Here is a 25,017-nt window from a genome sequence, read left to right as displayed (position 1 = left end):
ACCGAGCCCGCCGATTGCCCGTCCGCTACGAACGCCGCGCCGACATCTACGAAGCCTTCACGTTCCTCCAGGCCAGCCTCATCACCATCCACCAGATCGACCGGTTCTGTTAGGCGCTCTTAGATCACGACAGAGGCGCGTGCCGTGCGAGGTCGCACACGGTGTTGGATCCTCGATGGTTGATACTACCTCGCTTTTCTAGCCGTTCCCTTCCGTCCCTGCCCCAGCCCATTGCTCTTGGCGAGTTCGGAACGCTGGGCTGCATAGTTGGCCGCCACCATTGGATAGTCGCGCGGTAGGCCCCATTTCGCCCGGTATTCGTCGGGCGTGAGGCCCCGTCCAGATAGGTGTCGCTTCAGCGCCTTGTACGGCTTCCCATCCTCAAGGCTGATGATGTGCTCCGCCGTCACCGTTTTGCGGATTGGGATTGGTGGCGTCAGTCTCTCGGGTTCGACAGGAGATGGGGTGCCGAGGCTCCGCAATGCAGCATGCACCGATGCGATCAGCTCGGGCAACGCCGAGGATTGGACGACATTGTGTGCCACATAGGTCGTTATGATGTCGCGGGTGCGCCCGATTGAATTGAGCACAGAGGCTTCGATCTCACTCATGTATCCCTCCAAATCGAGCGATGCCGATTGCATGCAAGGATTTTAACCCATGTCAACTGTGCAGATCATATAATTACGGTTAGGAGAAATGTTAATTGGTGCGGCCTATCATCAGAAATAGGCGAAATTTGCAGGCTTCATAACATCGTGAGAAGCATGCTCGCCTCGATCATGGTGCCGTTTTGCGGCTGCGCACCGATCAGGTCGCCATCGCGTGGGCGAGCACGCACGGCACCGTGCCGATGATCGGGCCGCGGTCCCTCGACCAGCTCCGGAGCAACCTCGGCGCCACAACCCTCGAGCTCTCTTCGGAGCATGTCGGCAGGCTTGACGCAGTCAGCGGCATCGCGCCTGCCGCGCTGCCGCGCAGAAGGCTACAGTGGGGCACGGCCGCGTTCTCGCACGCCGTGGCGTGAGCCTCGCCGACGCGCGTGAACCGCCCCCGGTTTACCCGGCAACTGTAATCCTGCTGTTTAGTGGCGGAACGTTGTTGGGACGCGGCGCGTTGGGCGATTGAGGAGCATGCCTGGCGCTTCGAGCGAGTACACCGCTCCTCCTCCCGGAGGGCGGGCTGATGCACGCGATCCACCCCAACGCCCGCACCACCCCCGCCGTGCGCGCCGACATCGCCCGCTCTCGTGAGCCCTCCGGCGTCCTCGCCCGCCGCTATGGCGTCTCTACCGAGACCATCCGCAAGTGGCGCAAGCGTGGACCCGAGGACTGCCAGGACCGCTCGGCCCGGCCCCACACCCTGCCCTGGAAGGCCAGCGAGGAGGAGCGCGCCATTGTTTGCGCTCTGCGTCGCTCGACCGGCTTTCCTCTCGACGACCTCACCTTCGTGGTCACCCACTTCCTGCCCCACCTCAACCGCGACGCCGTCTACCGCATCCTCAAGGCCGAGGGTCTCAACCGTCTCCCGCCCGCAAATCCGTCCCGCAGACCCCACGGCGAGTTCAAGGAGTACGAAGTCGGCTTCCTGCATATGGACGTGAAGCACTTGCCCAAGTTGCGCGACAAGGACGGATCAACTCGGAAGCGCTACTTGTACGTTGCCATCGATCGTGCCTCACGCTTCGTGCATCTCGCGGTCAAGGACAACGAGACAACGGCGTCAGCTGTCACCTTCCTGGATGAGGCCGTCGCGGCTCTGCCGTTCCGGGTCACGCACCTGCTGACTGATCGCGGATCCTGCTTCACGGCCGACGCCTTCGAAGCGGCGTGCCGGCACCACGCGATCGAGCACCGCAAGACCAGACCCTACACCCCGAAAACCAACGGCATGGTCGAACGCTTCAACGGTCGGGTGCAACGTGAGGTGCTCGGTATCACCATCTACAGCCATCAGGATCTGGAAATCCTGCTGGCAGGCTTCAATGTCGCCTACAATGGTCGTCGACAGCGTGCTCTGAAAGGTCTCTCGCCCGAGATGGTCCTGCACCAACGTCTGAAGGACAAGCCTGCCCTGGCTCGCGCGGCAGCCAAGAAGGCCGAGCCCGCCGCTCTGGATCGCGCGCTCAAGGTTGTTGCCGGCGCCAAGGAGGTCTCACAACCAGACATCCATCCTGATGCACGGCATCATGGTCACCCCGGTCCTGCTCGCCCTCGACCGGAAGATGGGACGCCCGGCCGGGCTCCCCTCCCAGGCCGATCCCGCCGCTTCCAGGCCGGCGCAGGCCGATCGATCGAAGGTATTCGTGACGAATGAGACGGACCAGGACCATCAGCTCCGGGATCGTCGCGGCTGATACGAGATTGTGCAACGCAACCATGCACTTACACCTAAACTATGGATCTTGATGCTTTTTACGGACGAAAACGGCAGTTTAATTATGATGCGCCGCACTTGAAGCTGGCCAATTCGCACCGATATGGATGCAGTGCAGCAAAAAACCATCGAAGTTCGCAGCCCCCAGCCGATGCGCCGGGCGGGTGCGGTGGTTCTTCCGGTGCACCTCCACGAAACAACGAGGAAATTCCCATGGGCATCAATCAGAGCGCCACGTCAAACAAGCACGCTGAGCAGACCGACAAGCTCACCGACTCCGTCAAGGCAAGCATGAGCAAGACCAGCGAGCAGGGCACTCAATTCACCGAGGCGGCTCGGGACGGCATGAGCAAGATGGCCGATCTCGGCGCAAAAGCGTCCGACGATGCCAAGCACATCGTGCAGAAGAACGTCGACACCGCATCCCAGCAGGCCCGGGAGGCTGCCGATCGGTTCACGCGCGTCCTCGGCTTCACCGGGCAGGACAGCGAGCGCCTTGCCCGTCAGTCCCAGCAGAACATCGAGGCGGTCACGCGTTGCGGCACGGTCCTGACCCAGGCGGTGCAGGATGCGTCCCGCAACTGGTTCGAACTGGGCCAGAAGCAGTGGCAGCGCAACATCGACGGCTTGACCCGTCTGACGCGCGCGTCGTCGGTGCAGGATTTCACGGCGATCCAGAGCGAGCTGGTCCGCGAGGGGTTGCAGCATATGGTCCAGGACAGCCGGGTCATCGCCGAGGGCTCGGTCCGGGCGATCGAGGAGGCCGGTAAGGCGTTCTCCGGCCTGGACCAGACCCCTTCGGTCGTCCGCTGAGAGGTGCCGGAGCCCGGGCGAGACGCCCCGGGATCCTGCCGATCCAGCGAAGGGCCGCCTGACGGCGGCCCTTCTTTTGACACAGCAGCCCACGCCGGGCGGTGCGGAGTTCGCCCTGGGAGGACGCCCACTCCTTCGCTCTTCGGCGTCGTGATGCGCGCTGTCGCCGGCCAGGCCGTCACTCAAGCTTCGGCTAACCGGGGTCGAGACGGTTCAGTACGTCGGCATCTTGGGCAGTCGCCATGAGGATATTTTTGATTTGATCTCGCATATTTTTGCCAAATTCGCGATTTCAGCGAAAATTCCTCATCATTTCAGTTCGCTATCCGCCCAATCTGGCTTTGTTTCGATATTGTGAGTGCGCATAGACACATCGCAACATAGACATTTTCTGTAAGACAATCTTATCGACGTGGACGACAATTCACTGGATCGTCCGCGCTTTGGACCAAGGAACATCACAAGACATGAAAATCACTATGGCTTCATTCGCCGTGGCGCTCGTCCTCGGCATTGCCTCGCTCTCATCCGCCATGGCGTTCGAGTCGAGCTCCCCCTCGGACCCGTTCTGGAGCGACGACGTCGAGACGACGGGTTCGATCGGCGGCCGTGCCAATACCAGCGTGCCCTTCTACGGCGCCTGCCCGATGAGCTCGGCTTCGGAGGGCAACGCCAACCAGCAGAACTTCCCGGTCAAGCAGTATGGTCAGACCTCGGGCGGGTATCGCTGTTGATCGGGTCGGATGGAATCCAGGCCATGCTCTTGCGGGCCGTCTCCTACGCGATGATCGGGGTACTGGTCGGAGGACTGGCCATGACGGTCGCCAGTACCACCGGTGCCCTGTTGGGCTTGTAACGACGGCAGGGGGGGCCGCCCGATGGGGCGGCCTTCTCATGATCCGGCGGAGGAGGGCCGATCCGGCAAAGTTCGGCTGGCGATCGACGTCGAGGAGATGGACCTCTCCACCGACACGGCCGTGCCGCTGGGAGCGCTGTCGCCCTCTCCGTAGGCAAACGAGCGGGTCACAGCCCCTCAAGGCTCTCGCGAGTCCGCTCCAGGCTCGCCCAGATCCGCGGCGAGCGTCGCTCCAGATCTGCCAGACCCGTCCCGATTCCGGCTGCCGGCCAGACGACGATGCCACCGGACCGGAGGTGATCGGCGAGCCGGCGACACGGGGGTTCAGCAGCCCTGCGGAACGTCTCGATATCAGCGTCCGTGAAGTAGGCGGCCGGGTCCATGGCCGGCAATGGCTTGGTCGCGATGCCGACCGCGTTCGGTTCGCCACGCATCTCCGCCGCCTGGCCGCCCAGGCTCTTGCCGATCAGCGTGTCGCCGAACACCCAGAGCGTGTCGGGCTCATCTCGGAGCATCTGGCGGGTGATCTGGTGCTCCCGGCGGATCGGCATGCGCTACTTCCCGTGTTTCCGTTCTGCCATGCCTCGGGGCCGAGGCTCGCGCGACATCGGGCCGAGACGGCCGAGTGTCCGGCGCGAGGCAGAGCCATGTCGCTCGAGGACAGCGAAACCCGTGCGCGGCCTAGCATTTCTCACGGATAGCGCACGCCTTTTTCCGTCGTGTCGCCCGAAGCGCGAGGGCCGGCGACCGGCTCATTGCCCGTCGAGGCGATGCTGGATCCACGCCTGCGCTTCATCAAGATCGGCGAAGGTGGGCTGGCCCTGGTCATCGACCCGGCCGAAGCCCGCCTCGAGAAACCACCTTCCCTCATCCACCCCGTGATCCTCGGAGAGGCGGACCAGCACAGCGACCAAGAAGCCGTCGGCGAAGACGAGCCGGCTCTCTGCGTCGCGGCTGCCCGTTGCGATCGGGACAGGCTGAAAGAGGAGGCTCATGCTGCCAGTCGGTCTACATGGAGGTACAAGGGGTCAAACTCGCCGATCTTGGCGAGTTCCGGCCAGTTTGAAATATTGAGCCAGCCATTCCTAAGCGCGAGCAAATTTTCCTCACGCAACTGGCGTAAAACACGATTGACGTGCACGTTCGACAGACCGAGCGCGTCGGCGATGTCGACTTGCGTGACGGGCAGCCTGTAGCGATGATTCTCGGCCAGCCCGACGGCCTCGAGTTTGACATACATCTCGCAAAACAGGTGCGCGACCGCCTGGTATGCCGACCGACGGCCCATCCCGACCATCCACTCTCGGAAGATGGCACCGTCGACCAAGGTATCACGCCAGAGCGTTGCCGCGATGCCGGGATACCCGGTCGTCAGGTCGCGAATCGCCTCGTGGGGGACGAACGCCAGCGTGACGGGCGTCAAGGCGCACAGGCTGTGGTCCATGACACGCAGGTGCAAGCTCTGCAGGTCGGGAATGTCGCCCGGAACATGGAACGAGAAGATCTGGCGCCTGCCCTCGGCTAACAACTGGTAGCGGCTCGCCCAGCCATCCAGAATCAGGCAGCACTGCATGGGACGGTCGTGCTCGCATACGATATCATGCCCGCCAGGCAACGGCCTGATCGTCATGGGCAGGCGCATGACGGCGCGGCGCTCCTCGTCGGAGAGGCGCGCAATGCTGCCCAGCTTGCGAACGAGCATGTCTGCCGGGTGGCTCGATGTGGGGACCAAGGCGGCCCTCCCTTCACTTTGCAGGTGGAAGCGCACACCTCTCCCAGCCATCAGCACCTGTAAGAAACAACCGATGACGAGCTTGGAATACAACACAAATTAATCACCAAATATAACATACCACTGTTTTCTTCGATTTTTTCTGGATAATATCTGGTCAGGGTTGCAGCGTAAGGCCGCCTCTCCGAGCGCGAAAGACGATTCCTGCGTGAGATCGTTCAAGCGAGGTCTGTTGCACAGACCGGACGTCACCTGCACGCCCCCCTCGGTCTCGCGCGCGCAAGGAGTGCATCCGTTGGCATCGAAGGAGAAGCACCGAATGTCGGATGAGCCGAGACGCGTCTGGGTGATCGAAGGCCGGAGCGGCGTCGAGATCTTTTTCAGGAGCACGATCGGCTTCGAGCTCGCGACGGAGGTCGACATCATTGCGATGCTTCAGCGCCTGGCTTGCCGGCACCTGGCGCCCCACAAAGTCCTGAACGCGTCCCTGCGGGACAACGATCGGTCCTACAACTCCCTGCTCGCCATCAGCAAGGACACCGGCGAGGGCCGCGATCTGCTCACGACTCAGCTCGATCCGCACTACACGGCGCGGTCGGAAACCGATCGGGACCTGCCGGACCTCGACGAGGCTCGCCCCCTTCCGCGCGGATGAGGCCGAGGACCGAGGCACGGTCGGCGGCGCCCCTCGCGGGTGGGTTCGACCGCCGCCGGATTCATCGGTGGTGCCGGTCCCCGGACTGGAGCGAGGATACGGCCGGCGGACAGCCAGCGCCTGTGCGGCGAGGCCCGCCGCGCGAGCGCCGATCAACCCGTGGGGACGCCCCCCGCCCGCGGCCCCGGACACGATCCTTGCGAATGCCGCCGCCGTCGCCGCTTTCGGCCGACAGTGACATGCCGGCCACCGGTCGATGTCGCGGAATAGCCGCCCCACCCCTCGGTCGAGACGAGTGTCACAGATTGCCGCTGCGCGACGCGGGTTGCGGGTAGGCCGGGTTGCCGGCGGGCACGCCAGTGGAAGTCGCCGACGTCGCTGCGTTCGACGGCCCGCTCGCCGAACCCGTGCCCTGCTGTCGCGATGCGGTCTGGCTCACGTCTGTCGGCGCATTCGCGCCTTGCCAGGTCAGCAGGGCGACGAACGAGACCAAGGCCAAGCCGAAGCTGGCGATCAAGACATAGAGCACGGGCTTGCCAGGCTTGCCTTGGCGGCTGTCCTGGCCCGATGTGTTTTCCGTCATGTACATGCTCCGCTAACGATTTTGCGAGTCGTATGAACGACAACTTGCCGAATATCAGGATGGTTCAGCCACGTGACATTGAAATAATTCGCACCTATAAGGGGATTATGCGCAAATATCATTTGAATGTCATAGAATTTATTATCGCGAGGCCTGCGCGGAGCCGCTGCCCGGAGAATCGCCCGATCATGGTGCGATCGGACGTAGCTCTGGAATCCTTTGATCCGGCCCCCCTTCCGCTGCGGCCCCGGCGGGGATAGGGCTTGATCGTGACGCGCTCGGCCATGCCGGATCTCCGCTGGAGGTTGATCGATTCCTGGATGCGCTAGGGGCGGCGGACGGGCACCGCACACCGGGTCGAATCGCCGACGAGCCTGCGGGCTTCGGTGTCGGCGCTCCCGGATATCGGCCGTTCCGCCGGCGCCGACACCCCGCGAGACGGCATGCGCCCATGCCCGGCAACGCTCGGATACTTATGTCGCTCCCTTAATCGCAGGAGGGGGTATTATCGAAAATCCGACCTGGACACCATTGAATAGCGCCGATTTATATTATTTCATCATATGATCGGGTGCGTCTTTCTCGGGTATGCCACTATCGAGGCGTCGGACATGTGAAGAAACATGGTCGGTGCGATTGCTCCTCCGAGGGGTCGACGGGGCCGCCCGACGCGGCCCGGTACGAGGAGTGGGGATCGTCACGCCGTACGGATGCGTGCCTTGCGGGATCCCGTCCCTGGTTTCGACGGCCGGCGACCCGTGACGGACCGGTCGGTGCCTCCATCCGCGTGGCGACGTGTTTTTCGGTCCTGGCGACGATCTCTTCCGTGCCGATCATCATCCAACGATGATTGTCTCGAATAAGACATACATATGTTATTCGTATATTTCGGCTCGTCCGCCGACTTATATTCAATAAATCGCTAGAATATTTGGAACTTATGCCACGAACAGATATTTAATAATCGTACCCTCTGCGAAGGTATGGATGGCCATGGCGGCGGGGCCGATCCATCCGATGCCGTAGGCATCCGCCGCCGCCCGATCATGCGGTGCCCTGCAAGCAGGCCATCGGCCTGATGGTCGGCAAGGCCGAAGCCACAGCCGCATTCGACACCCGTCATGTCCACGCGCCCGATGCGGACCTCGCCATCGGATGCGTTCCATCGCCCGTCGCGCGTTCGCGCCGGGACCCGCCGCCTGCCGCAAGCTGGAGCCAACCCATGTCTTTCCTCGCCTGGATCGTCCTCGGCCTGATCGCCGGATTCATCGGCAGCAGGATCGTCAACAGCACCGGCCAGGGGCTGATCGTCGACATCGCACTCGGAATCGTGGGCGCCGTCGTCGGCGGCTTCCTGTTCCATCAGTTCGGCGAGCCCGGCGTCTCGGGACTCAACCTCTACAGCCTGCTCATCGCCACCGTCGGAGCGGTGGTCGTGCTGTGGCTCTACCACGCCCTCGTGGGCCGCCGGGTCGTCTGATCCGCCGACCGTCCCATCCCAACATCCAGGAATCCCCAATGCCCACCATCAGCGAAGCCACGCCCGTCGCCCCGGGCCGCCAGCCCGGCCTCGATCCGGCCCCCTCCCAGACGAATGCCGTCGCGCCGGCCGAGGAGATGCGCACGATGATGCTGAACTCGGTCTCGTGGAGCGCGGTCCTCGCGGGCGCCACGGTCGGGCTCATCGCCCAGGTCATCCTGAACATGCTCGGCCTCGGCATCGGCCTCTCGACGGTCGACCCCCTGGGCGACGGCACCCCGGCGGCGAGTTCGCTCGGCATCGGCGCCGGCCTCTGGTTCGTCCTCTCCGGGATCCTCGCCGCGGGGGCCGGCGGATACTTCGCCGGCCGGCTCTCGGGCAAGCCGTCGCCCGCCACGGCAGGGCATCACGGCCTGCTCGCCTGGGCGGTCTCGACCCTCGTCGTTCTGTACATGCTGTCGTCGGCAGCCAGCGGCATCGTCAGTGGCGCCCTCGGCACGGCCACCTCGGCCATCGGCGGGGTCGGCAACGCGATGGGCGGATCGGTCTCGACCCTGGCGCAGGCGGCGGCGCCGTCCCTGAGCAAGGTCACGGACCCGTTCTCAGGGATCGAGGCCGGAATCCGGGGCGGATCCGGATCCGATCCGGCCGCGCTGAAGGACACCGCGGTGACCGCCATGCGCGCCGCCGTCTCGGGCGACGGAGCCCAGCAGGCCGCCGCGCAGGACAAGGCCGCCCAGGCCCTGGCGAAGGCCCAGAACATCCCCGTCGAGCAGGCCCGGACCCAGGTCGCCCAATACGTGCAGCAGTTCAAGGAGACCCTCGCCTCGGCCAAGGAGCAGTCGAAGGAGGTTGCCGACGCCGCTGCCCGTCGGGTGTCCCAGGGAGCCCTCTCCGGGGCGCTGGCCCTGATCTTCGGTGCGCTCGCCGCCTTCTTCGCCGGTCGCAGCGCGGCCGTCGCGCCGGTCGTCACCCGCATCTCCTCCCACGCACCGGCGCCGCGCCGCGTGTGACGTCCTTGCGGGCCGCGCCTGCGAGCCCCGCATCACTCTGGGCCTCCTCGGCTCTCCTCCCGTGAAAGGCCGGTGCCGTGATCCAGCTTCTCGTCCTGTTCGCGATCGCAGCATCGGCCATGCCTCCCGTCGCGCGGGCGGCGGAGGCGGACCGGTCCCGGGAGTCGCTGCGGCCGTTCTGCTCGGCGGATTATGCCCGCCTCTGCGACGGCCTCGATCCGAACGGGCCGGAGGTCATCGCCTGCTTCCGCACCAACGCCCGGAAGGTCTCCCCCGCCTGCCGGGCCGCCATCGTCGACTATGCGGCAGCGGCCCCCGATCAGCCCGCCTCGCAATAGGCGGGGAGCCTTCGCTCCCGACCCGCCGGCAGGCGCGGATCTCCTTCCCAGCCGACACCCCAACACGCACCGCACAGCCCCGACGAAGACACGTCCCCGACGAAGGAACGAATCCCCATGCCGCACGACACTGACGGGTCGCTCGTCACGAATGCCGACGCCATCGAGGCCTCCGGCATAAGCCTGCCGGGGGCGACGCCGGACGGGATCGCCGCCCGCCGGCTCAACCTCGACGCATCCCGCGGCGTGATCGCCACCATCATCCACATTGGCCCCGGCGCGGAGATCCCGGCTCATTTCCACCGGAACGGGGCGGAGGCCCACTACGTCCTCGAGGGCGATCTCGTGGATGCCGGCCGGAGCCTCGGCCCGGGCACCTACCTCACGCATCGGGCCGGCATCGTCCATGGCCCGCACGGCTCGGTGGCCAGCTGCAAGGTGCTGACGATCCAGGGTGCCGGGACCGGCGCGGACGGCTTCGACTTCCATCTCGCTGGGTCCGGGGCGGATGAACCCCCGGCTCCCGCCGTTGCGGCAGCGGCTGCACCGAAGCCCGTGACGCCGCCGGACATGACGGAGCGGGCCAAGGAATCGGACGAGCGTCCCGAGACCGAGCGGTTGGGGCCGACCGACGACAATCCCACCAACCCGACGACCGGCTGACCCGGACGGACCTTCATTCTGGGGGCACGCAGCAGCGGACGAGGGGGACCAGTCGGGTTCCGCCCCCGCGGCGGCGCCCCCGCCCCGACGACGACAGGAGAACGAGATGGACGAGAACCGCATCGCCGACGCCGCCAGGGAGTTCGGCGGCAAGGTCCAGGGCGGAGTCGGCACCGTCGCCGGGAACGACGAGACCAGGGCCGAGGGCAAGCGGGACGAGGTCGGAGGCGCTGCCGAGACCCTCGTCGGGCAGGCAAGGGACGCCGTGCGCGACGTGGCGGGCCAGGCCGGCGACCTCGCCGACCGGGCGATCGACACGGGTCGCCACATCCTTCCGGAGGCCGGAGCCGCCCCCCGACGGGGCGGCGAGACGCTCACCCAGTATGCCAAGGAATTCCCGCTCGCGTTCGCCGCGATGGCCGGTGCCCTCGGCTACCTCCTCGCCGTGGCGATCCGCAGACGCCGCTGATGGGAACGCCACGGACCAACTCCAATCGGGCTTTTTCGCCCCTGCATCGCCCACCGCCGGACCCACGACGGCGTCGAAGGATGGCGCGAAGCGGCGGCGCTCCTGCCCGGTCCCGAGCCGCTTCCGGGCAAGGATCGCCCCGGGATCCAACCCGTTTCCTCCACGCTCACGAGACCACCATGGCCATCGATCCCCGTTCGGAACGCCGCGGGCCGCTTCCGTTCCGCCTCGCGATGGCGGACGCTTTCATGGACCGGCCCGTCGTCGGCACCCAAGTGAGAACCGGCGCCACGGGACCCAGCGCCGAGGGACCCGCCGCCGCGCCGAGGTCCGGGCAGGTGACGCAGGCTCCTCTCCGCCGCCTCGGACCGTCGCTGCTCGCCGTCGTCGGGATCCTGTGCCTCGGCGCGGTCGCGCTGTCGTGGCACAGGCGACGGGACGCGGTCCCCGCACAGAGGCGATCATTCGGAGCGGCCGATCCCGCCGACCGACCCGGGACCGACCTGCCTCCTTGCCCCGACGCCGGACCCGATCCGATGACCGCACCGACCGACCTGGCACCGCACCGCGCGCCTCGCACCCTCTCGCTGGCACTCCAGGGCGGCGGCTCGTTCGGCGCCTTCACCTGGGGCGTCCTCGACCGGCTGCTGGAGGAGGACGATCTCGTCATCGACGCCGTCAGCAGCACGAATGCCGGGTCGGTCAACGCCGTCGTGATGGCGGCCGGCCTGATCGCCGGTGGCCGGCCGGAGGCGCGGCGCCACCTCGACCGCTTCTGGAAGCGCATCAGCGAGACCGCGCCGCCTCAGCTCGGGCCCGCCGTGACCGTCTTCACCGACATCACGTCCCGCTGGCTCTCGCCCTACCAGTCGAATCCCTTCAACCACGATGCCCTCGACCGGCTGCTCGCCGACGCGGTCGATTTCGACGCCCTTCGCGCCGCGCCTCCGTTCAAGCTCCTGGTCGCCGCGACCGCGGTCTCGGATGGCGCGACCCGGATCTTTCGCGAGACCGAACTCGTGCGCAAGATGGTCCTCGCCTCGGGCTGCATCCCCCTGAAGTCCCAGGCGGTCGAGATCGAGGGCCGGCGCTACTGGGACGGGGGCTACTCGGCCAACCCGCCGTTGATCCGCCTCATCGAGGCGTCCGACGCCCCGGCGATCCTGCTGGTTCAGATCGTGCCGAGTCTCGGCCAGGAGGCGCCCTGCAGCGCGCCCGACATCGTCCGGCGACTGGAGCAGATCACCTTCGATGGCGTGCTCCAGCGCGAGCTGTCCGCCCTGCGCACGATGGTGGACCTGTCGTGGTCCGGCGGGGGCCGCAGCGCCCTGGCGGCGAAGCTCCGCGCCCTGGCGCTGCACCGCGTCTCGGCGGAGGACCACTACCCGGCGCTCCGGGACGAGAGCAGCACCGATCTCGGCTGGCGTTTCCTGCTGCGGCTGCGCGAGGCCGGGCGCGGCGCGGCGGAGGCCTGGCTCTCCGAAGGCGCCCGCCTCCCGGCCGGGCACGCCGCGCCCCTGCGGTCGGTCGGATGACCGCGCGGCCCGGACGTGGCCGGCGCGACGGATCGGCCCGGCCGGCGGGTGCTCCGACGAACCAAGGATGACCGCATGACCAACCCACGGCACGACCTCGCGGCGAACGGGGTCGCCGTCTGGCTCGACGACCTGAGCCGCCCCTGCATCGAATCCGGCAACGCGCCGGCGGCGGCGGCCCCCGACACGTCCCGCACAGGAGCCGCCGCATGAGCATGCCCGCGCCAGTCCCGCCCATCGATCCGGCCGACGACATCCGGTCGAAGGCCGTCCACGCCAAGGCGATCGCGCTCGGCAAGCTCGCGATCCGGGCCACCACCTCGGCCGGGAGCGGGCACCCCACCACCGCGCTGTCGCTCGCCCACCTCGTCACGGTGCTGATGTACGGGGTGATGCGCTGGGACCCGGCCCGACCCGACGCCCCCGGTTCCGACCGCCTCGTCCTCTCCGAGGGCCATGCGGTGCCCATCGTCTACGCGGCCTGCACCGATCTCGGCGTGACGGTCCGCCCCGGCGGCGCGGCGCGGCCGATGACGCTGGACGATCTCCTCGCCCTGCGCAGCATCGACAGCTTCGTCGACGGCCACCCCAACCCGATGCTCGGGTTTCCGTTCTTCGACGCGGCGACCGGGTCGCTCGGACAGGGGCTCTCCGTCGCGGCGGGGCTTGCCGCGGCCGCCCGGATCGATGGCAGCGCGAAGGCGATCTACTGCATCATCGGCGACGGCGAGGCGCGAGAGGGCCAGATCTGGGAGGCGATGGACTTCATCGCCGATCACGGGCTCTCGTCCGTCGTCGCCCTCTTCAACTGCAACGCCCTCGGGCAGAGCGACCGGGTCTCCCCGGCCCAGGACTGGCAGTCCCTGGCACGCAAGGCGGAGGCGTTCGGCTGGGAGGCGGTCGTGGTCGACGGCCACGATCCCGTCGCGATCGAGCAGGTCCTGCGGGCGCGGCCGACCTCGCGGGAGGCGAGGCCCCTCTGCGTCATCGCCCGCACCGTCAAGGGCTGGGGCGTGCCCGACCTCGGCGGCATGGGTCATCACGGCACCCCCGTCACGGCAGGCGGGCTCGACGCCGCCCTCGCCGCCCTCGATGCGCGCGCCCGGGCGCTAGGCGTCGCCGGCATCGACCCCGGCGCGAGCGCGGCGGTCCTCACGATCGCGCCGCCTCCCGCGCCGCCGGCCTCGACGCCTGCGACCGAGCCGGTCGGGTTCATGGCGGCGGTCGGCCGCAACCCGACGGTCGCCGCAGCTGTGAAGGAGAAGCGCGCCCTCTCGCCGCGCCGGGCCTACGGGCTCGCCTTGGAGGCTCTCGGCGCCGCGAATCCCGCCGTCGTGGCGCTCGATGCCGACGTGAAGAACTCGACCTACGCCGACGGCTTCGCGAAGGCCTTTCCCGAGCGCTACTTCGAGGCGCGCATCGCCGAGCAGAACATGGTCTCGGCGGCCGCGGGCCTCGCGAGCGGCGGCAAGATCCCGTTCGCCAGCACCTTCGGGCGCTTCCTGGAGCGCGCCTTCGACCAGATCGAGATGGCGGTCATCGGCGGCGCCGGCCTCAAGCTCGTCGGCACCCATGCCGGCGCGACCCTGGCCTCGGACGGGCCGAGCCAGATGGCGCTCGCCGACGTCGCCTTCATGCGCGCCTTCTCGCATGTCGAGGACAAGGCCGGCCGCCCGGCGGTCACGGTGCTGACCCCGAGCGACGCCGTGGGCGCCTACGCGATGGTGCTCGCCATGGCGCGCTCCCCGGGCGCCTTCTACCTGCGGGCGGTGCGGGCGGACCTGCCGATCCTCTACGCGGAGGACGACCGCTTCCCGTTCGGCGGCCACAAGGTCCTGCGCTGCTCGCCGAACGATGGGCCGCGGATGGTCCTGGTCGCCTCCGGCTACATGGTTCATGGCTGCCTGGAGGCGGCAGAGGTTTTGGCCAAGGCCGGGCACTCGGTGGCGGTGGTCGACGCCTATTGCCTGCCGATGGGCACCGCGCCGGTCCTGGCGCTCGCCGGCCGCGGCGGCGTGGTCATGACGGTCGAGGACAACTACGTCGGCGGGATCGGCAGCGAACTGGCGGAGGCCGCGGCGGAGGCCGTCGACGCGCCGAGGGTGCACGCCCTCGCGGTCCGGACCATGCCGAAGAGCGGCCGTACGCCTAACGACGTGCTCGCCTATGTCCGTCTCGGGGTGGCCGACATCGTCTCCGCCGTCGAGGCGGCGGCCCGGAATGTCGCCTGAGGCCCGTCTCCCTGCGAGGCCGGACGGGAATGCGGGGGCGATTGCCCCCTCCCCCGTCCCGGCCGACCGGCGCAGGACCGCCGCCCGCCGATGCAAGGCTTGACCCCATGAATACCCAGACGACGCCTCCCGCAGGAATCGAGGCGCGCGACATCGCCCGCCATTGCGCGGCCTACCGGGAGCCGGACGTGCGCAGCGCCCTCGGCCAGATTGCCAATACCGGTCTGCCCTACCTCGTCCTGTGCGCCGCCATGGTCGCCGCGGCGGCAACCGGGCATGGCTGCGTCGTGCCGCTCCTCGCCGTCCCGGCCGGCGGCCTCCTCGTCCGCCTCTTCATCATCCAGCACGATTGCGGGCACGGATCGTTCCTGCCCTCCCGCACCGCCAACGACGCCATCGGCCGCGCCCTCAGCCTGTTGACGCTGACGCCCTACGACAGCTGGAAGCGGGCGCACGCCCTTCACCACGCCTCGACCGGAGACCTGAGCCGACGCGGCACCGGCGACGTCGCGACCCTCACGGTACGGGAGTACCTCGCCTTGTCGCGCCTGGGCCGGCTCCGGTACCGGCTCTACCGCAATCCGTTCCTGCTGATCGGGCTCGGCTCGCCGCTCAACTTCATGCTGCTCCAGCGTATGCCGTTCGGCGTCGGCTTGCCCTGGCGGACCGCCTGGCGCGACGTGCTGGCGCTCGACGCGGCTCTCGCCGTGCTCGTCGGCTTGCTGGCGGTCGCGGCGGGCGGGGTGATGCCGGTGCTCGTCGCGCTCGTTCCGACGGTGTGTGTGGCGGCCTGGATCGGCGGATGGCTGTTCTACGTCCAGCACCAGTACGAGGACACGGTCTGGGACGGTCCCGAGACCTGGGACTTCCACACCGCCGCGCTCGGTGGAAGCTCGCATTACGTGCTGCCGGCGGTGCTGCAATGGTTCACCGGCAATGTCGGTCTGCACCACGTCCATCACCTCAACAGCCGCATCCCGAACTACCGCCTCCAGGAATGCATGGACGACCACGGGGTGCTCGGGCAGGTGGGCCGCCTGACGCCGCGCGACAGCCTCCGCTGCCTCGGTCTGGCGCTCTGGGATGAGGATGCCCGCAGGTTGGTTGGGTTCTCGCGCGTGCGGACGCTCGAGGCGGCCTGAAGGACGGCGGGAACGCCACGGCCCTCCCTCACGCCTCGCGATCGGGAGCCGGGACCATCCAGAGCCCGCGCCGTCGGTTCCGACGAGGCAGGCCTGGCCAGCTTTTCATGCTGCAATGCAACATCGCCGAGGCCGGAGGGTTGTCGGAAGGGCGCAGCCGCGCGGATCCGTGCCGACGGCATCGGTCGTTCCTTCGTCCGGCAAGGCCGTCCCGCCCCGTGCCCATCCGGCCCTCACCGTGCGGCGGGCGGGTTCCGGCACGGCCCGCCGGTCGGCCATATGCGGTGACGAGACCGGCGTCATCCGGAAAGGCGACGAATTCCAGCGTGGCTGTCGGCGCATCCGCGAGGGCGCGATGCCCACGAACCGCGGCCGCGATCCGGTGGTGCTCCAGGCAAATCCGCACACGAAAGTTCAGCGATGACCATGAATTTCAGGATCGACCAGACCGGAGCCTCGGGGCTGTCGATCGACCGGCCCCGGGCGCTCGAGTGCCGGTTCCGCAACTCTGCCGGAAGCCGGGCCTACGACCTGTTCGTGCCGTCCGGCCCCGGGGACGGACCCCGACCGCTGGTGGTGATGCTGCACGGCAGCTCGCAATCGGCGCGCGACTTCGCCATCGGCACGAACATGGATCGCCTGGCGGAGGAGCATGGCTTCCTCGTCGCCTATCCGGATCAGCCGCGGTCGGCCAACATCACCAAGAGCTGGAACTGGTTCCGGGACGCGGATCAGCAGCGCGAGCGGGGCGAGCCGTCGATCCTGGCCGGCCTCACGCGGGAGATCATGGGACGCTTCGTCGTCGATCCGGCACGGGTCTACATCGCGGGCTTCTCGTCGGGCGGCGCCGCCGCCGCCGTCATGGCGATGACGTATCCGGACCTCTACGCGGCCGTCGGCATCCATTCCGGCCTCGCCTGCGGTTCGGCCGGCTCGATGCTCCTGGCCCTGCCCACGATGTATCGGGGTGCCCTGCTGCCGCCGCGGCAGGCGACGCATCCGGTGCCGACCATCGTCTTCCACGGCGACCGGGATACGACCGTCGCCCCCATCAACGGCGACCAGGCCGTCGCCCAGGCACGACCCGATTCGGACCTGATCGTCAGCACCGTCGAGGGGCGCTCCAGCGGCGGGACCGCGTATACCCGCACCTTCCTCACCGAACCGGCCGGCACCTGGACGTCGGAACAGTGGATTCTGCACGGCGCGGGGCATGCCTGGGCCGGCGGCCATCCGGCCGGTTCCCACACCGATCCGGCGGGCCCCGACGCCAGCCGCGAGATGCTGCGGTTCTTCATGGCGAACCCGCGCCGGTGATGCCGCGCCGAGCGCACGGCAAGGGCGAGAGCGGGACGACGATCAGGGCGCCTCGCGAGCGTCGCTTACCGGGAGACCGGGCGTCCTTCGACGAGAAGGCGCTCGTACTCGCCCTCCGGACCGCCGTAGCAGGCTCCGGCCTTCGCGAGCAGCGCGGCCCGGTCGCGGATCGTGATGGTGCCGCGCTCGGTCCGGATCATGCCGGCCTGCTCGAACACCGACAGTGCGGTCGTCAGTCCCGGACGGTTGATGCCGAGCATCAGCGACAGGAAGCGATGCGTCGTCGGCAATTCGTCGCCCGTGGTGCGGTCGTGGCACATCAGGAGCCAGCGTGCGAGACGCTGGTCCACCTTGTAGCGCGTGTTGGCGAGCGCGGTGCCGGCGATCTGGACGGTCACGGAATAGGCGTAGCGCAGCAGGAAGGCCTGCAGGTCGGGGCTGGTCCCGAGGATCTCGCGCATGGCGTCCGCCTCCAGGCACCAGGCGTAGCCGCTCGCCTGCACCCGTCCCTCATGCGCGCTCCGGTCCGTGCCCATGAGGACCGGCAGGCCGACGAGGCCTTCCCGGCCGATCAGCGCCAGCTCGATCTGCCGGTCGTCCGACGCCGTCGCGATCACCGAGAGGATGCCATCCTCGACGAAGAGGACGTGCCGGATCGGCGTGCCGGGCGCCATGAGCACCTCCCCGATCCGGAGCGGCACCGTCATCAGGTGGGGTTGAAGCCGGGCAAAATCCGCTGGCGGAAGTGCCGCAAGCAGACGGTTGTGGCACGCTCTCTGGACGGACACGATCCCGACCTCGTTGGGGGCGGGAGCCAACAATCCTCACCGCTTGCGCCGGGTTGCATGTGCAAGCGACGGCGCACTGTATGATCTTAATCGTCTTCAGCCGCAAGAAAACAATCATAGGACTGTGCGGAGGTCAGATTTACGACATACATTGTCGCATCTTTCTGACTGATGTAGCTGATGCAGGACGCACTGATCCGAAAGCTTGAGAGCTTCGAGGAACTGACCGAGGCAGATCGCAAGGCATTGAGTGCCTTGACGCTCCGCATTCGCAGAGTGCCCGCGCGCACCGACCTGATCAGCGAGGGCGATCCGCCGAACAGCGTTCATCTGATCCTCGATGGCTACGCATGCCGCTACAAGGTTCTGCCGGACGGGCAGCGCCAGATCATGGCCTATCTCGTGCCCGGCGACTTCTGCGACCTGAATGTCTTCATTCTCGATCAGATGGATCATAATATCGGTACGATCACAGCCTGCCAAGTCGTGGATATCCCGAGACAGGCCATCGTCGAGATCACGAACGATCATCCTCGGGTCACGCAGGCATTGATGTGGTGCGCCCTCGTCGACGAGGCCGTTCTGCGGGAATGGCTCGTCAATGTCGGAGGCCGCCCGGCCAACTTGCGGATCGCCCATCTCATCTGCGAGCTCCTGCTGCGGCTGGAGGCCGTGGGCCGCGTGACGGACAACAGCTTCAGCTTCCCGTTCACCCAGATCGACATCGCCGACACCATGGGCCTATCGAACGTGCATGTGCATCGCACGCTGCGCGACCTCCGCGCGCTCGGCTTGATCGCGCTCAAGCGCCGGACCCTGACCATTCTGGACGTGCCGCGGTTGAAAGCCTTATGCGGCTATAACCCGAATTACCTGCACCTGAAGAACACGCGGTGGGGTGTGCGCCGCAGCATTCCGTGGCCGAGCACCGGCCGACGAAGCTCATGATGAAGCCGCCGCACAACGTCGAGACGCTTGTTGTGCTTCAGCCGATCGGCGTCGACACGGACAGCGATGATCGTCAGGGGTTGCTCGTGATGGCCAACGGGTTGCTGGTCGGCGTGCTCGTGCGCCTCGATACGCCCGGTCACCAACAGCTCCGCGGTTGGTTCCTCGAGGCCGGCTTCGGCCGCCTGGCAGGCCTACGTGCCCCCACCTTCGACACGCCGGAGGCAGCGGCCCGATGGCTCCGGCAACGGTTGAAACGATGAGCCGGACGGCACTGCCGCGAATAGGGAGTTCAGCGTGACCAAACCACCGCAGCGGCCAGTCCTGACGGACGCCGCGGACGTCTCGCTGCCCGAATCCCATGCCTTGATCGCCAAGCTCGAACGCAGCGTCGGTTTGACGGATGCAGATCGAGGGACGCTGATGGGGGTGATGAGCCAGAGGAGGTGGGTTTCCTCCCAGGTCGACTTGATCCGAGAAGGCGATCGCCCCGAGAGCGTGTTTCTCGTGACCCGGGGCTTCGCCTGCCGCTACAAGATCCTGGTCGACGGTCAGCGCCACATCCTCGGCCTGCTCGTACCGGGAGACACGTGCGACCTGCACGTCGCCATCCTGAACCGCATGGACCACTCCATCGCTGCCCTGACAGCCTGTGAGATCGTGGAGATTCCGCGGAGCACGATTGTCGATCTGACCAGCAACCATCCCCGCATTGCGCAGGCGCTCTGCTGGGCGATGCTGGTGGAACAAGGAATCCTGCGCGAGTGGTTGACGAACCTCGGGCAACGTGGGGCGGATCAGCGGATGGCTCATCTCTTCTGTGAGCTTCTGCTGCGTTTGCAGGTCGTCGGATTGGCGGGAGAAACGGGTTGTTTTCTACCTCTGACACAAGTCCATCTGGCCGACATCCTAGGCTTCTCGATTGTGCACGCCAATCGTACGCTACAACATTTGCGCTTCTTAGGTCTGGTCGATCTAAAGCACAGACACTTGAAAGTTCCAAACTTGGCTCGTCTACGAAATTTTTGCAGCTTCAATCCTGAGTACCTGCACCTTTCTCGACGCGTCTAGAGCATTTTTCAACAAAATAAATATCGGCCGTATTAGAAATGAGACAAAATAAAAGAACTGGATAGCTTCACGATTGCAGCATGATCGTGAATTTATTTAATCAAACAATCTCAGAAAAACCCGAAGCGACTCATTTTATACGCTGGTAGGCGCCACGTACAGGCGGCTTGAGCTTCGTCGGCATCCTGATCATCATCCTGTTGGTGCTTCTGCTCACAGGTTGGACATGCTGGCACTCTCTCTGGGAAGTTCGTGCAAGCCCTTCGTTTAAAGTGGAGCGAGATCAAGCGGCCGTGTAAATATTAATTCAATATTGTAATGCAATATCATCAGCTTATCATCATTTCAATAATTATGAGACTAGCGGTATAGACCGGACGACGATCGTTATCGGTGACGATCACTGTGATCGCGTGACGATCATCGTCTTGCGATATATTGTCAAGCGCTATCGCAGGCAGAGTGCGCTTCGCGTGTCGACAAGCCTCCGCGATATTTTCACATTCAACCCCTACGTCATCGCGAATCCACTTTCCATCATGGATGTCGAAGAAAAATGTAGGCATCGCACGATCCAAATAAGTCACCTGCGAGCATGCACACCCCATACTCGTTGGTGTCAACATATAAATCAAAAATCACAACCTAAAAAGTAGCGATTCAAACTATTTTGAGAATATTTAGTCTGTTTCTGACATATAATGTCGTATTTCCTACATTATATGACTGGCGATTCCTGCCATTGAAAGAGAGGCATCACCGCACCAGTTCGTTGAGAGCTTCGCAGCCAGGCGCAATCTGGGCAATGACATACAAGATGCTCAAAAGTGAACTGGCGTTGGGCCAACGAGCCGCCGATCCAGGTAGCGTCGGGAAAATCTGGGAGAGGCCTGGAGGCGCTATGACTCGCACCGCCTACCCCGCTTCCATATCCCCTCTGGTGCTGGCTTGCGTGACGGGCGCGGTGCTAGGCCTAAAGCAGCTGGCTCGGCGCATCCGAGTCCGACAGATTTGCCCTGCGGGAGCGTCGACAACCCGCCCTCCTGCCCATTCTATGCAACTTGATGTTATTGCCCGCAAGCTACACGAGCATACCCGCCGGCGCATCGAGTGCTTCCCTACCTGGGACGATCTAGATGCGAGCGATCCGTGGCACGCATGCATGACCCGGATGGCCTATAGGCGGGCTCAAGGCTTTATCGCAAAACAGGACTCAGAGCACCTATCTAAATCTCCTTTGCTCTTGTAATGTCAGACACTTAGCAGGTACAAGAGCGAGTTCTGTTAGGGGCTCTTAGTCATATCAGCATTGTACATAAGGAAATCAAATGACATGCCAGCATGTGTCGTGTCACCCGGCGTCACGACAAAGCGATCTACGACTGGCCGTTTGACGTGAAAGCGCGGATGCTTTCGACGATGCCGGCGTGGTTGAACGGCTTGTCGTGAAACACACCTCGAGCCGGAATGTTCGCCAGTTCCGGCTTCACGGCCCCCGTCAGGATGAGTTCCATCGGCGGCCACCGGTCCCGAATCAAGGCAGCCAGCTTCAGTCCCATTGCCGACCCGCGCATGTCCAGATCCGCCACCACCACGCGGATGTCCATGCGGGCCTCCAGAATGCGGATCGCCTTGACGGTCGTCGTCGCTTCGACGACCGCGCAGCCCGCTTCCTCGATGAGGTCCGACAGGGCCATCATCAGGATCGGCTCGTCTTCAATTAGAAGCACAATTGGCCGGCGCTCGGTGCCTTCGAATGTCATGGATTCCCCCAGAGAGAACCCGTCACCGCCCGGATCACGACGCAACCACCTGCGAGCTAGGAGCGCGAAACTCCGCGTCAAAGCCCAAGGCTGTATAACTCAGCTGCGCTTCGCGGGTTCCCACCAGCCCGATCTGGATCAGCCGCGCTCCGAAGCCGTGTCGCGTCGGTGCCTGTGCCGGTGGGCCACCGCGCTCCTGCCAGGTGAGAACGACCGTTCGCTCGTCATCATCCTCGACCCACCACGCCACGCTAACCGCTCCCACCTCGTTGGAGAGCGCACCGTACTTGACTGCATTGGTCGTCAACTCGTGCAATAGCAGAGACAGGGACAGTGTCGCCTGCGGGGAGAGCGCTAGGTTCGGCCCCACGATCCGGAAGCGTTCCAGGGGGGACTGTAGGGATAGCACACGCTCGACAACGCTGTGGATCGGCGCAGCCGCCCAGCTGTCCTGCAGGAGCACGTCATGTGCCCGCGATAATGCGATGAGACGCTGCGTGAACGCCTGCACCGGGGCCTGATCCGGGACACTGCGCAGCGTCTGGCCGGCGATGCCCTGCACCATCGACAAGGTGTTCTTGAGCCGGTGGGACAGTTCGCCGTTCAGCAGCGCCTGCTGCGCCTCGGCCTGCACCCGTGCGACGGCGACCTGAACCCTGTCGGCCACAGCCCTCACGAAGGCCAGCTCCTCGGTCGAGAAGGCGCGGGGACGATCGGAGTGGATGAAGCCGATCCCAACGAGACGCCCGCGTTCCATCACGGGCACGTTGATCAGTGCCCGAACACCGATCCCGAGCAGTGTCGCGGCGCTCTCTCGAGTGCGAGGGTCGCGTTCTACATCCTCGATCAGGACGGCTGCACCGCGCCGTAGATCCTCGATGTAGGAGCCGTAGTCGCGAAAGTCGTGCTGGCCAGCGACAGAGGCGATCCCCGATGCGCACCAGTCGGTTGGAACGTCGACACTCGCGCGCGCGGCATCAACCAGTCCGTAACCGGCGCGCGTCGCGCCGAGCACCTGTGCGACGATCCCGGCCGCCGCGTGGACAATGTCGGGTATGCTACCGAGGTCGCGCAACTGGTCGCCCACCGTGACCAGGGCCGCCTGCCGTGCCTCGGCGGTTCGACGGGGGGTCACATCGCTCGCCGCCCCGAACCACTCGGCAATCTCGCCATGCTCTTCGAAGAGAGGCACGGCGCGCGAGAGCGTCCAGCCAAAGCTTCCATCGGCCCGCCGTACCCGATGCTCAAGCTCGAACGTGCCCTTGCGCTGGATCGCATCCTCAATCGCTGCCATCACTTCCGGGCGGTCGGCGGGATCGATGTAGGAGTCGAGCCAGCGCATGCTCGGCGCTACCGTGTCGGCAAGGAAGCCATGCCCGTCGAGCTGGCGCATCTCCTGCCAGTCCGGGCTCATCCGGTAGACCGACTGTGCGCCGGCGGTCACGAGCGCTCTCAATCGGCTCTCGCTCGCGGTCAGCGCGGCCTGGGCAGCGCGTCGCTCCTCGATGTCGAGCAGGACGCCGGGGAAGCTCAGCGGTGTGCCATCCTCCGCCCTGTCGACCCGGCCGTTGGCCTCGATCCAGTAGTACCGCCCGTCTGCGCGGCGCACCCGGTACTGGTGGGCGTAGGCGCCGCCCCGCAAAATCGCGGTGGTGATGGCGGCCGATAGCCCGGCCTGGTCGTCGGGATGCACGGTCGCGACGATCTGAGCGAGTGGGATGCCCTCGCGGCCTAGAACCGGATCGAGCCCAAAAGTCTGGGCGAAGGCCTCGTCGATGGTGAAGCAGTCCGAGGGGATGTCCCAGTTCCAGGTGCCGATGATCGCCCCGGCTGCGAGCGCTAGCTGGACCCGCTGGATGTTCTCCTGTGCCAACGCCTCACTGGCGCGTAGGGCATCCTGCACCGCACGGCGCTCGGTCACGTCGCGCACGGTACCGAACATGGCGACGACAGCTCCACTCTCATCGCGCATGAAGGTTGCTCGCCGCGCGATCCAGCGAAGCTCCCCATCATCCGCCCGGCGGATGCGGTATTCGATGTCCAGTACCGCGCTGCCATCCTCGCGGCTCTCGTCGCTGGAGCGCACGCCCGCGTCCTCGGGCAGCACCAGCGCCTCGAAGGTTGCGGCTGAGTAGAGGGGCGCGACCGGCACACCGTAGAGGCGGCAGAATTCTGCCGACACCTGCATCATGCTGGAGGCGACGGCGAGTTCGTAGGTGCCGACGCCCCCGGCCTCCTGGGCGAAACGCGAGCGTTGGTCGCTGATGCGCAGGGAGATGTTCTGCGCCTCGCTTACCGCAGCGCGCGCGAGTGCGGAGGCCTGTGCCTCCCCCTTCTCGAGCGCTTCGGCCCTGTCGCGGGCCATAGATCGGCGCGCCTCAAGCAGGAGGACCACCTGACGACCCAAGGCACGCAGGTCATCGCTCTGCTCCAGGGTCAATCCTGCAGGTCGGGGGACGGTATCGATGACACACAGCGAGCCCACGACCGCGCCGCCCGTCAGGCGCAAAGGTGCTCCGGCGTAGAAGCGAATGTGCGGCTCCCCCGTGACAAGGGGGTTTGATGCCGTGCGCGGATCAGCGGCGAGGTCCGGAATGATAAGGAGGTCAGGCTCGGCAAGCGCGAACTTGCAAACCGAACTCTCAAGGTCAGTTTCGCACTGCGGAAATCCGACGTTAGCCTTGAACCACTGGCGGTCGGCGGCAACGAGGCTGACGAGAGCGACAGGCGCCGCACAAAGACGCATTGCGAGGCGCACGACATCGTCGAAACCCGACTCGGTCGGAGTATCGAGGACGTCGAATGCATCCAGAGCCGCGAGGCGCGCTGGATCGGAAACGATAAACGGGTCAGGCAACCTGATTTGCATCGGCTTCGGCTGGGGCGAGGTGCAGGTCACCTGCGCGCCCAGCCATCTTATCGTTCCTGGTCGTTTTTGCCACGCTGGAAAGAGAAAGAGGCGGCAGCCCAGCACCCGTGAGGGGGCGGAACGCGGGCACTAGGCTGCCGCCGAGCCGGGACAGGCCGAAGGAGCCTGTGAGAGGGCCGAGGGTCTGCTTCGGGCGGGGCCTACGGGATGTGCGAGGGCGCACTAGCCCGGTAGTGGTAGCTCACCCTCCTCTGAACCGCCCCGGGTTTCCCGGAGGCTCCAACTTCTGAGAGGATGGAGCCATGACGAAGCGAACAACCCCGTTTTCCCCTGAGGTGCGCGAACGTGCCGTGCGGATGGTGCGCGACCACGAGA

The 25,017-nt window shown here is 66.0% G+C and carries 26 protein-coding genes and 2 pseudogenes; 19 read left to right on the top strand and 9 right to left on the bottom strand.

Going from position 1 to position 25,017, the window contains the following annotated elements:
* Positions 1-113 (top strand): annotated as a pseudogene (locus ACS5PV_RS31835) (IS5/IS1182 family transposase); the annotation flags it as partial.
* Positions 114-185: 72 nt separating this feature from the next.
* On the opposite strand, the gene ACS5PV_RS31830 reads toward ACS5PV_RS31835, so the two are convergent.
* Positions 186-611: a MucR family transcriptional regulator gene (locus tag ACS5PV_RS31830; RefSeq protein WP_455399317.1), complete on the bottom strand. Its 426-nt coding sequence runs from the start codon at positions 609-611 to the stop codon at positions 186-188.
* Between the two features lie 182 nt (positions 612-793).
* Here ACS5PV_RS31830 and ACS5PV_RS31825 point away from each other — a divergent pair, with 182 nt between their 5' ends.
* The 4 genes and pseudogenes from ACS5PV_RS31825 to ACS5PV_RS31810 all read left to right on the top strand — a co-directional run bounded on the left by ACS5PV_RS31825 (position 794) and on the right by ACS5PV_RS31810 (position 3,923).
* The gene (locus ACS5PV_RS31825) at positions 794-1,027 is read left to right on the top strand and encodes an aldo/keto reductase (RefSeq protein ID WP_455399316.1); all 234 of its coding nucleotides are present in this window, start codon (positions 794-796) and stop codon (positions 1,025-1,027) included.
* Positions 1,028-1,185: 158 nt separating this feature from the next.
* Positions 1,186-2,071 (top strand): annotated as a pseudogene (locus ACS5PV_RS31820) (IS481 family transposase); the annotation flags it as partial.
* Positions 2,072-2,589: 518 nt separating this feature from the next.
* Positions 2,590-3,189 (top strand): phasin family protein, encoded by a 600-nt coding sequence (locus tag ACS5PV_RS31815; RefSeq protein ID WP_455399315.1) that lies wholly within the window; start codon positions 2,590-2,592, stop codon positions 3,187-3,189.
* A gap of 467 nt (positions 3,190-3,656) precedes the next feature.
* On the top strand, positions 3,657-3,923 hold the full coding sequence (locus ACS5PV_RS31810; protein WP_455399314.1) for a hypothetical protein: 267 nt from the start codon (positions 3,657-3,659) through the stop codon (positions 3,921-3,923).
* 289 nt (positions 3,924-4,212) lie between these two features.
* Here ACS5PV_RS31810 and ACS5PV_RS31805 read toward each other — a convergent pair whose 3' ends face one another.
* From ACS5PV_RS31805 to ACS5PV_RS31795, 3 genes are all read right to left on the bottom strand, one after another.
* Entirely contained in the window at positions 4,213-4,596 is a 384-nt protein-coding gene (locus ACS5PV_RS31805; RefSeq protein WP_048435270.1) for a DUF7831 domain-containing protein, read from the bottom strand.
* A gap of 201 nt (positions 4,597-4,797) precedes the next feature.
* A complete protein-coding gene (locus tag ACS5PV_RS31800) occupies positions 4,798-5,040 on the bottom strand; it encodes a hypothetical protein (protein WP_455399313.1) in 243 nt (80 codons plus the stop codon).
* The gene (locus ACS5PV_RS31795) at positions 5,037-5,747 is read right to left on the bottom strand and encodes a Crp/Fnr family transcriptional regulator (RefSeq protein ID WP_455399312.1); all 711 of its coding nucleotides are present in this window, start codon (positions 5,745-5,747) and stop codon (positions 5,037-5,039) included. The genes ACS5PV_RS31800 and ACS5PV_RS31795 overlap by 4 nt, the downstream gene beginning before the upstream one ends.
* Before the next feature lie 349 nt (positions 5,748-6,096).
* Between ACS5PV_RS31795 and ACS5PV_RS31790 the strand changes: the two genes are divergently transcribed.
* Entirely contained in the window at positions 6,097-6,432 is a 336-nt protein-coding gene (locus ACS5PV_RS31790; protein ID WP_455399311.1) for a hypothetical protein, read from the top strand.
* Positions 6,433-6,730: 298 nt separating this feature from the next.
* Here ACS5PV_RS31790 and ACS5PV_RS31785 read toward each other — a convergent pair whose 3' ends face one another.
* Positions 6,731-7,015 (bottom strand): hypothetical protein, encoded by a 285-nt coding sequence (locus tag ACS5PV_RS31785; RefSeq protein ID WP_455399310.1) that lies wholly within the window; start codon positions 7,013-7,015, stop codon positions 6,731-6,733.
* A gap of 1,222 nt (positions 7,016-8,237) precedes the next feature.
* On the opposite strand from ACS5PV_RS31785, the gene ACS5PV_RS31780 reads away from it, so the two are divergent.
* From ACS5PV_RS31780 to ACS5PV_RS31735, 10 genes are all read left to right on the top strand, one after another.
* Positions 8,238-8,495, top strand: coding sequence for a GlsB/YeaQ/YmgE family stress response membrane protein (locus ACS5PV_RS31780; RefSeq protein WP_455399318.1), 258 nt, complete (start codon positions 8,238-8,240; stop codon positions 8,493-8,495).
* 38 nt (positions 8,496-8,533) lie between these two features.
* Positions 8,534-9,508, top strand: coding sequence for a PhnA-like protein (locus ACS5PV_RS31775; protein WP_455399309.1), 975 nt, complete (start codon positions 8,534-8,536; stop codon positions 9,506-9,508).
* A 77-nt stretch (positions 9,509-9,585) separates the two neighbouring features.
* Positions 9,586-9,846 (top strand): 3',5'-cyclic-nucleotide phosphodiesterase, encoded by a 261-nt coding sequence (locus tag ACS5PV_RS31770; protein WP_455399308.1) that lies wholly within the window; start codon positions 9,586-9,588, stop codon positions 9,844-9,846.
* 117 nt (positions 9,847-9,963) lie between these two features.
* On the top strand, positions 9,964-10,509 hold the full coding sequence (locus ACS5PV_RS31765; protein WP_455399307.1) for a cupin domain-containing protein: 546 nt from the start codon (positions 9,964-9,966) through the stop codon (positions 10,507-10,509).
* Positions 10,510-10,615: 106 nt separating this feature from the next.
* Positions 10,616-10,978 (top strand): CsbD family protein, encoded by a 363-nt coding sequence (locus ACS5PV_RS31760; protein ID WP_455399306.1) that lies wholly within the window; start codon positions 10,616-10,618, stop codon positions 10,976-10,978.
* A 536-nt stretch (positions 10,979-11,514) separates the two neighbouring features.
* Complete coding sequence (locus tag ACS5PV_RS31755; RefSeq protein WP_455399305.1) at positions 11,515-12,513, top strand: patatin-like phospholipase family protein; 999 nt, start codon at positions 11,515-11,517, stop codon at positions 12,511-12,513.
* A 75-nt stretch (positions 12,514-12,588) separates the two neighbouring features.
* Positions 12,589-12,726, top strand: a complete 138-nt coding sequence (locus ACS5PV_RS31750) for a hypothetical protein (protein ID WP_455399304.1) — start codon at positions 12,589-12,591, stop codon at positions 12,724-12,726.
* Complete coding sequence (locus ACS5PV_RS31745) at positions 12,723-14,744, top strand: transketolase (RefSeq protein WP_455399303.1); 2,022 nt, start codon at positions 12,723-12,725, stop codon at positions 14,742-14,744. Before ACS5PV_RS31750 ends, ACS5PV_RS31745 begins: the two co-directional genes overlap by 4 nt.
* A gap of 107 nt (positions 14,745-14,851) precedes the next feature.
* Positions 14,852-15,886 (top strand): fatty acid desaturase, encoded by a 1,035-nt coding sequence (locus ACS5PV_RS31740; protein ID WP_455399302.1) that lies wholly within the window; start codon positions 14,852-14,854, stop codon positions 15,884-15,886.
* A 420-nt stretch (positions 15,887-16,306) separates the two neighbouring features.
* On the top strand, positions 16,307-17,203 hold the full coding sequence (locus ACS5PV_RS31735; RefSeq protein WP_455399301.1) for an extracellular catalytic domain type 1 short-chain-length polyhydroxyalkanoate depolymerase: 897 nt from the start codon (positions 16,307-16,309) through the stop codon (positions 17,201-17,203).
* A 65-nt stretch (positions 17,204-17,268) separates the two neighbouring features.
* Here the strand turns inward: ACS5PV_RS31735 and ACS5PV_RS31730 are convergent, their stop codons facing one another.
* A complete protein-coding gene (locus tag ACS5PV_RS31730) occupies positions 17,269-17,910 on the bottom strand; it encodes a Crp/Fnr family transcriptional regulator (protein ID WP_355286896.1) in 642 nt (213 codons plus the stop codon).
* 261 nt (positions 17,911-18,171) lie between these two features.
* Here ACS5PV_RS31730 and ACS5PV_RS31725 point away from each other — a divergent pair, with 261 nt between their 5' ends.
* Genes ACS5PV_RS31725 through ACS5PV_RS31715 form a run of 3 tightly spaced genes read left to right on the top strand, consistent with a single transcriptional unit; the run spans position 18,172 to position 20,010 of the window.
* The gene (locus tag ACS5PV_RS31725; protein ID WP_355286895.1) at positions 18,172-18,939 is read left to right on the top strand and encodes a Crp/Fnr family transcriptional regulator; all 768 of its coding nucleotides are present in this window, start codon (positions 18,172-18,174) and stop codon (positions 18,937-18,939) included.
* A complete protein-coding gene (locus ACS5PV_RS31720; protein ID WP_455399300.1) occupies positions 18,936-19,202 on the top strand; it encodes a hypothetical protein in 267 nt (88 codons plus the stop codon). The genes ACS5PV_RS31725 and ACS5PV_RS31720 overlap by 4 nt, the downstream gene beginning before the upstream one ends.
* A 34-nt stretch (positions 19,203-19,236) precedes the next feature.
* Positions 19,237-20,010 carry a Crp/Fnr family transcriptional regulator gene (locus ACS5PV_RS31715; protein ID WP_455399299.1) on the top strand — a complete coding sequence of 258 codons (774 nt, stop codon included), beginning with the start codon at positions 19,237-19,239 and terminating at the stop codon, positions 20,008-20,010.
* 329 nt (positions 20,011-20,339) lie between these two features.
* Here the strand turns inward: ACS5PV_RS31715 and ACS5PV_RS31710 are convergent, their stop codons facing one another.
* The 3 genes from ACS5PV_RS31710 to ACS5PV_RS31700 all read right to left on the bottom strand — a co-directional run bounded on the left by ACS5PV_RS31710 (position 20,340) and on the right by ACS5PV_RS31700 (position 24,672).
* The gene (locus tag ACS5PV_RS31710; RefSeq protein WP_455399298.1) at positions 20,340-20,576 is read right to left on the bottom strand and encodes a DUF6894 family protein; all 237 of its coding nucleotides are present in this window, start codon (positions 20,574-20,576) and stop codon (positions 20,340-20,342) included.
* An 810-nt stretch (positions 20,577-21,386) separates the two neighbouring features.
* Entirely contained in the window at positions 21,387-21,773 is a 387-nt protein-coding gene (locus ACS5PV_RS31705; protein ID WP_455399297.1) for a response regulator, read from the bottom strand.
* Between the two features lie 34 nt (positions 21,774-21,807).
* Complete coding sequence (locus tag ACS5PV_RS31700; protein WP_455399296.1) at positions 21,808-24,672, bottom strand: PAS domain-containing protein; 2,865 nt, start codon at positions 24,670-24,672, stop codon at positions 21,808-21,810.
* Positions 24,673-25,017: the final 345 nt, after the last annotated feature.

The sequence above is a fragment of the Methylobacterium sp. Gmos1 genome (genome assembly GCF_053764715.1).
This window is presented reverse-complemented; position numbering and strand designations above follow the sequence as displayed.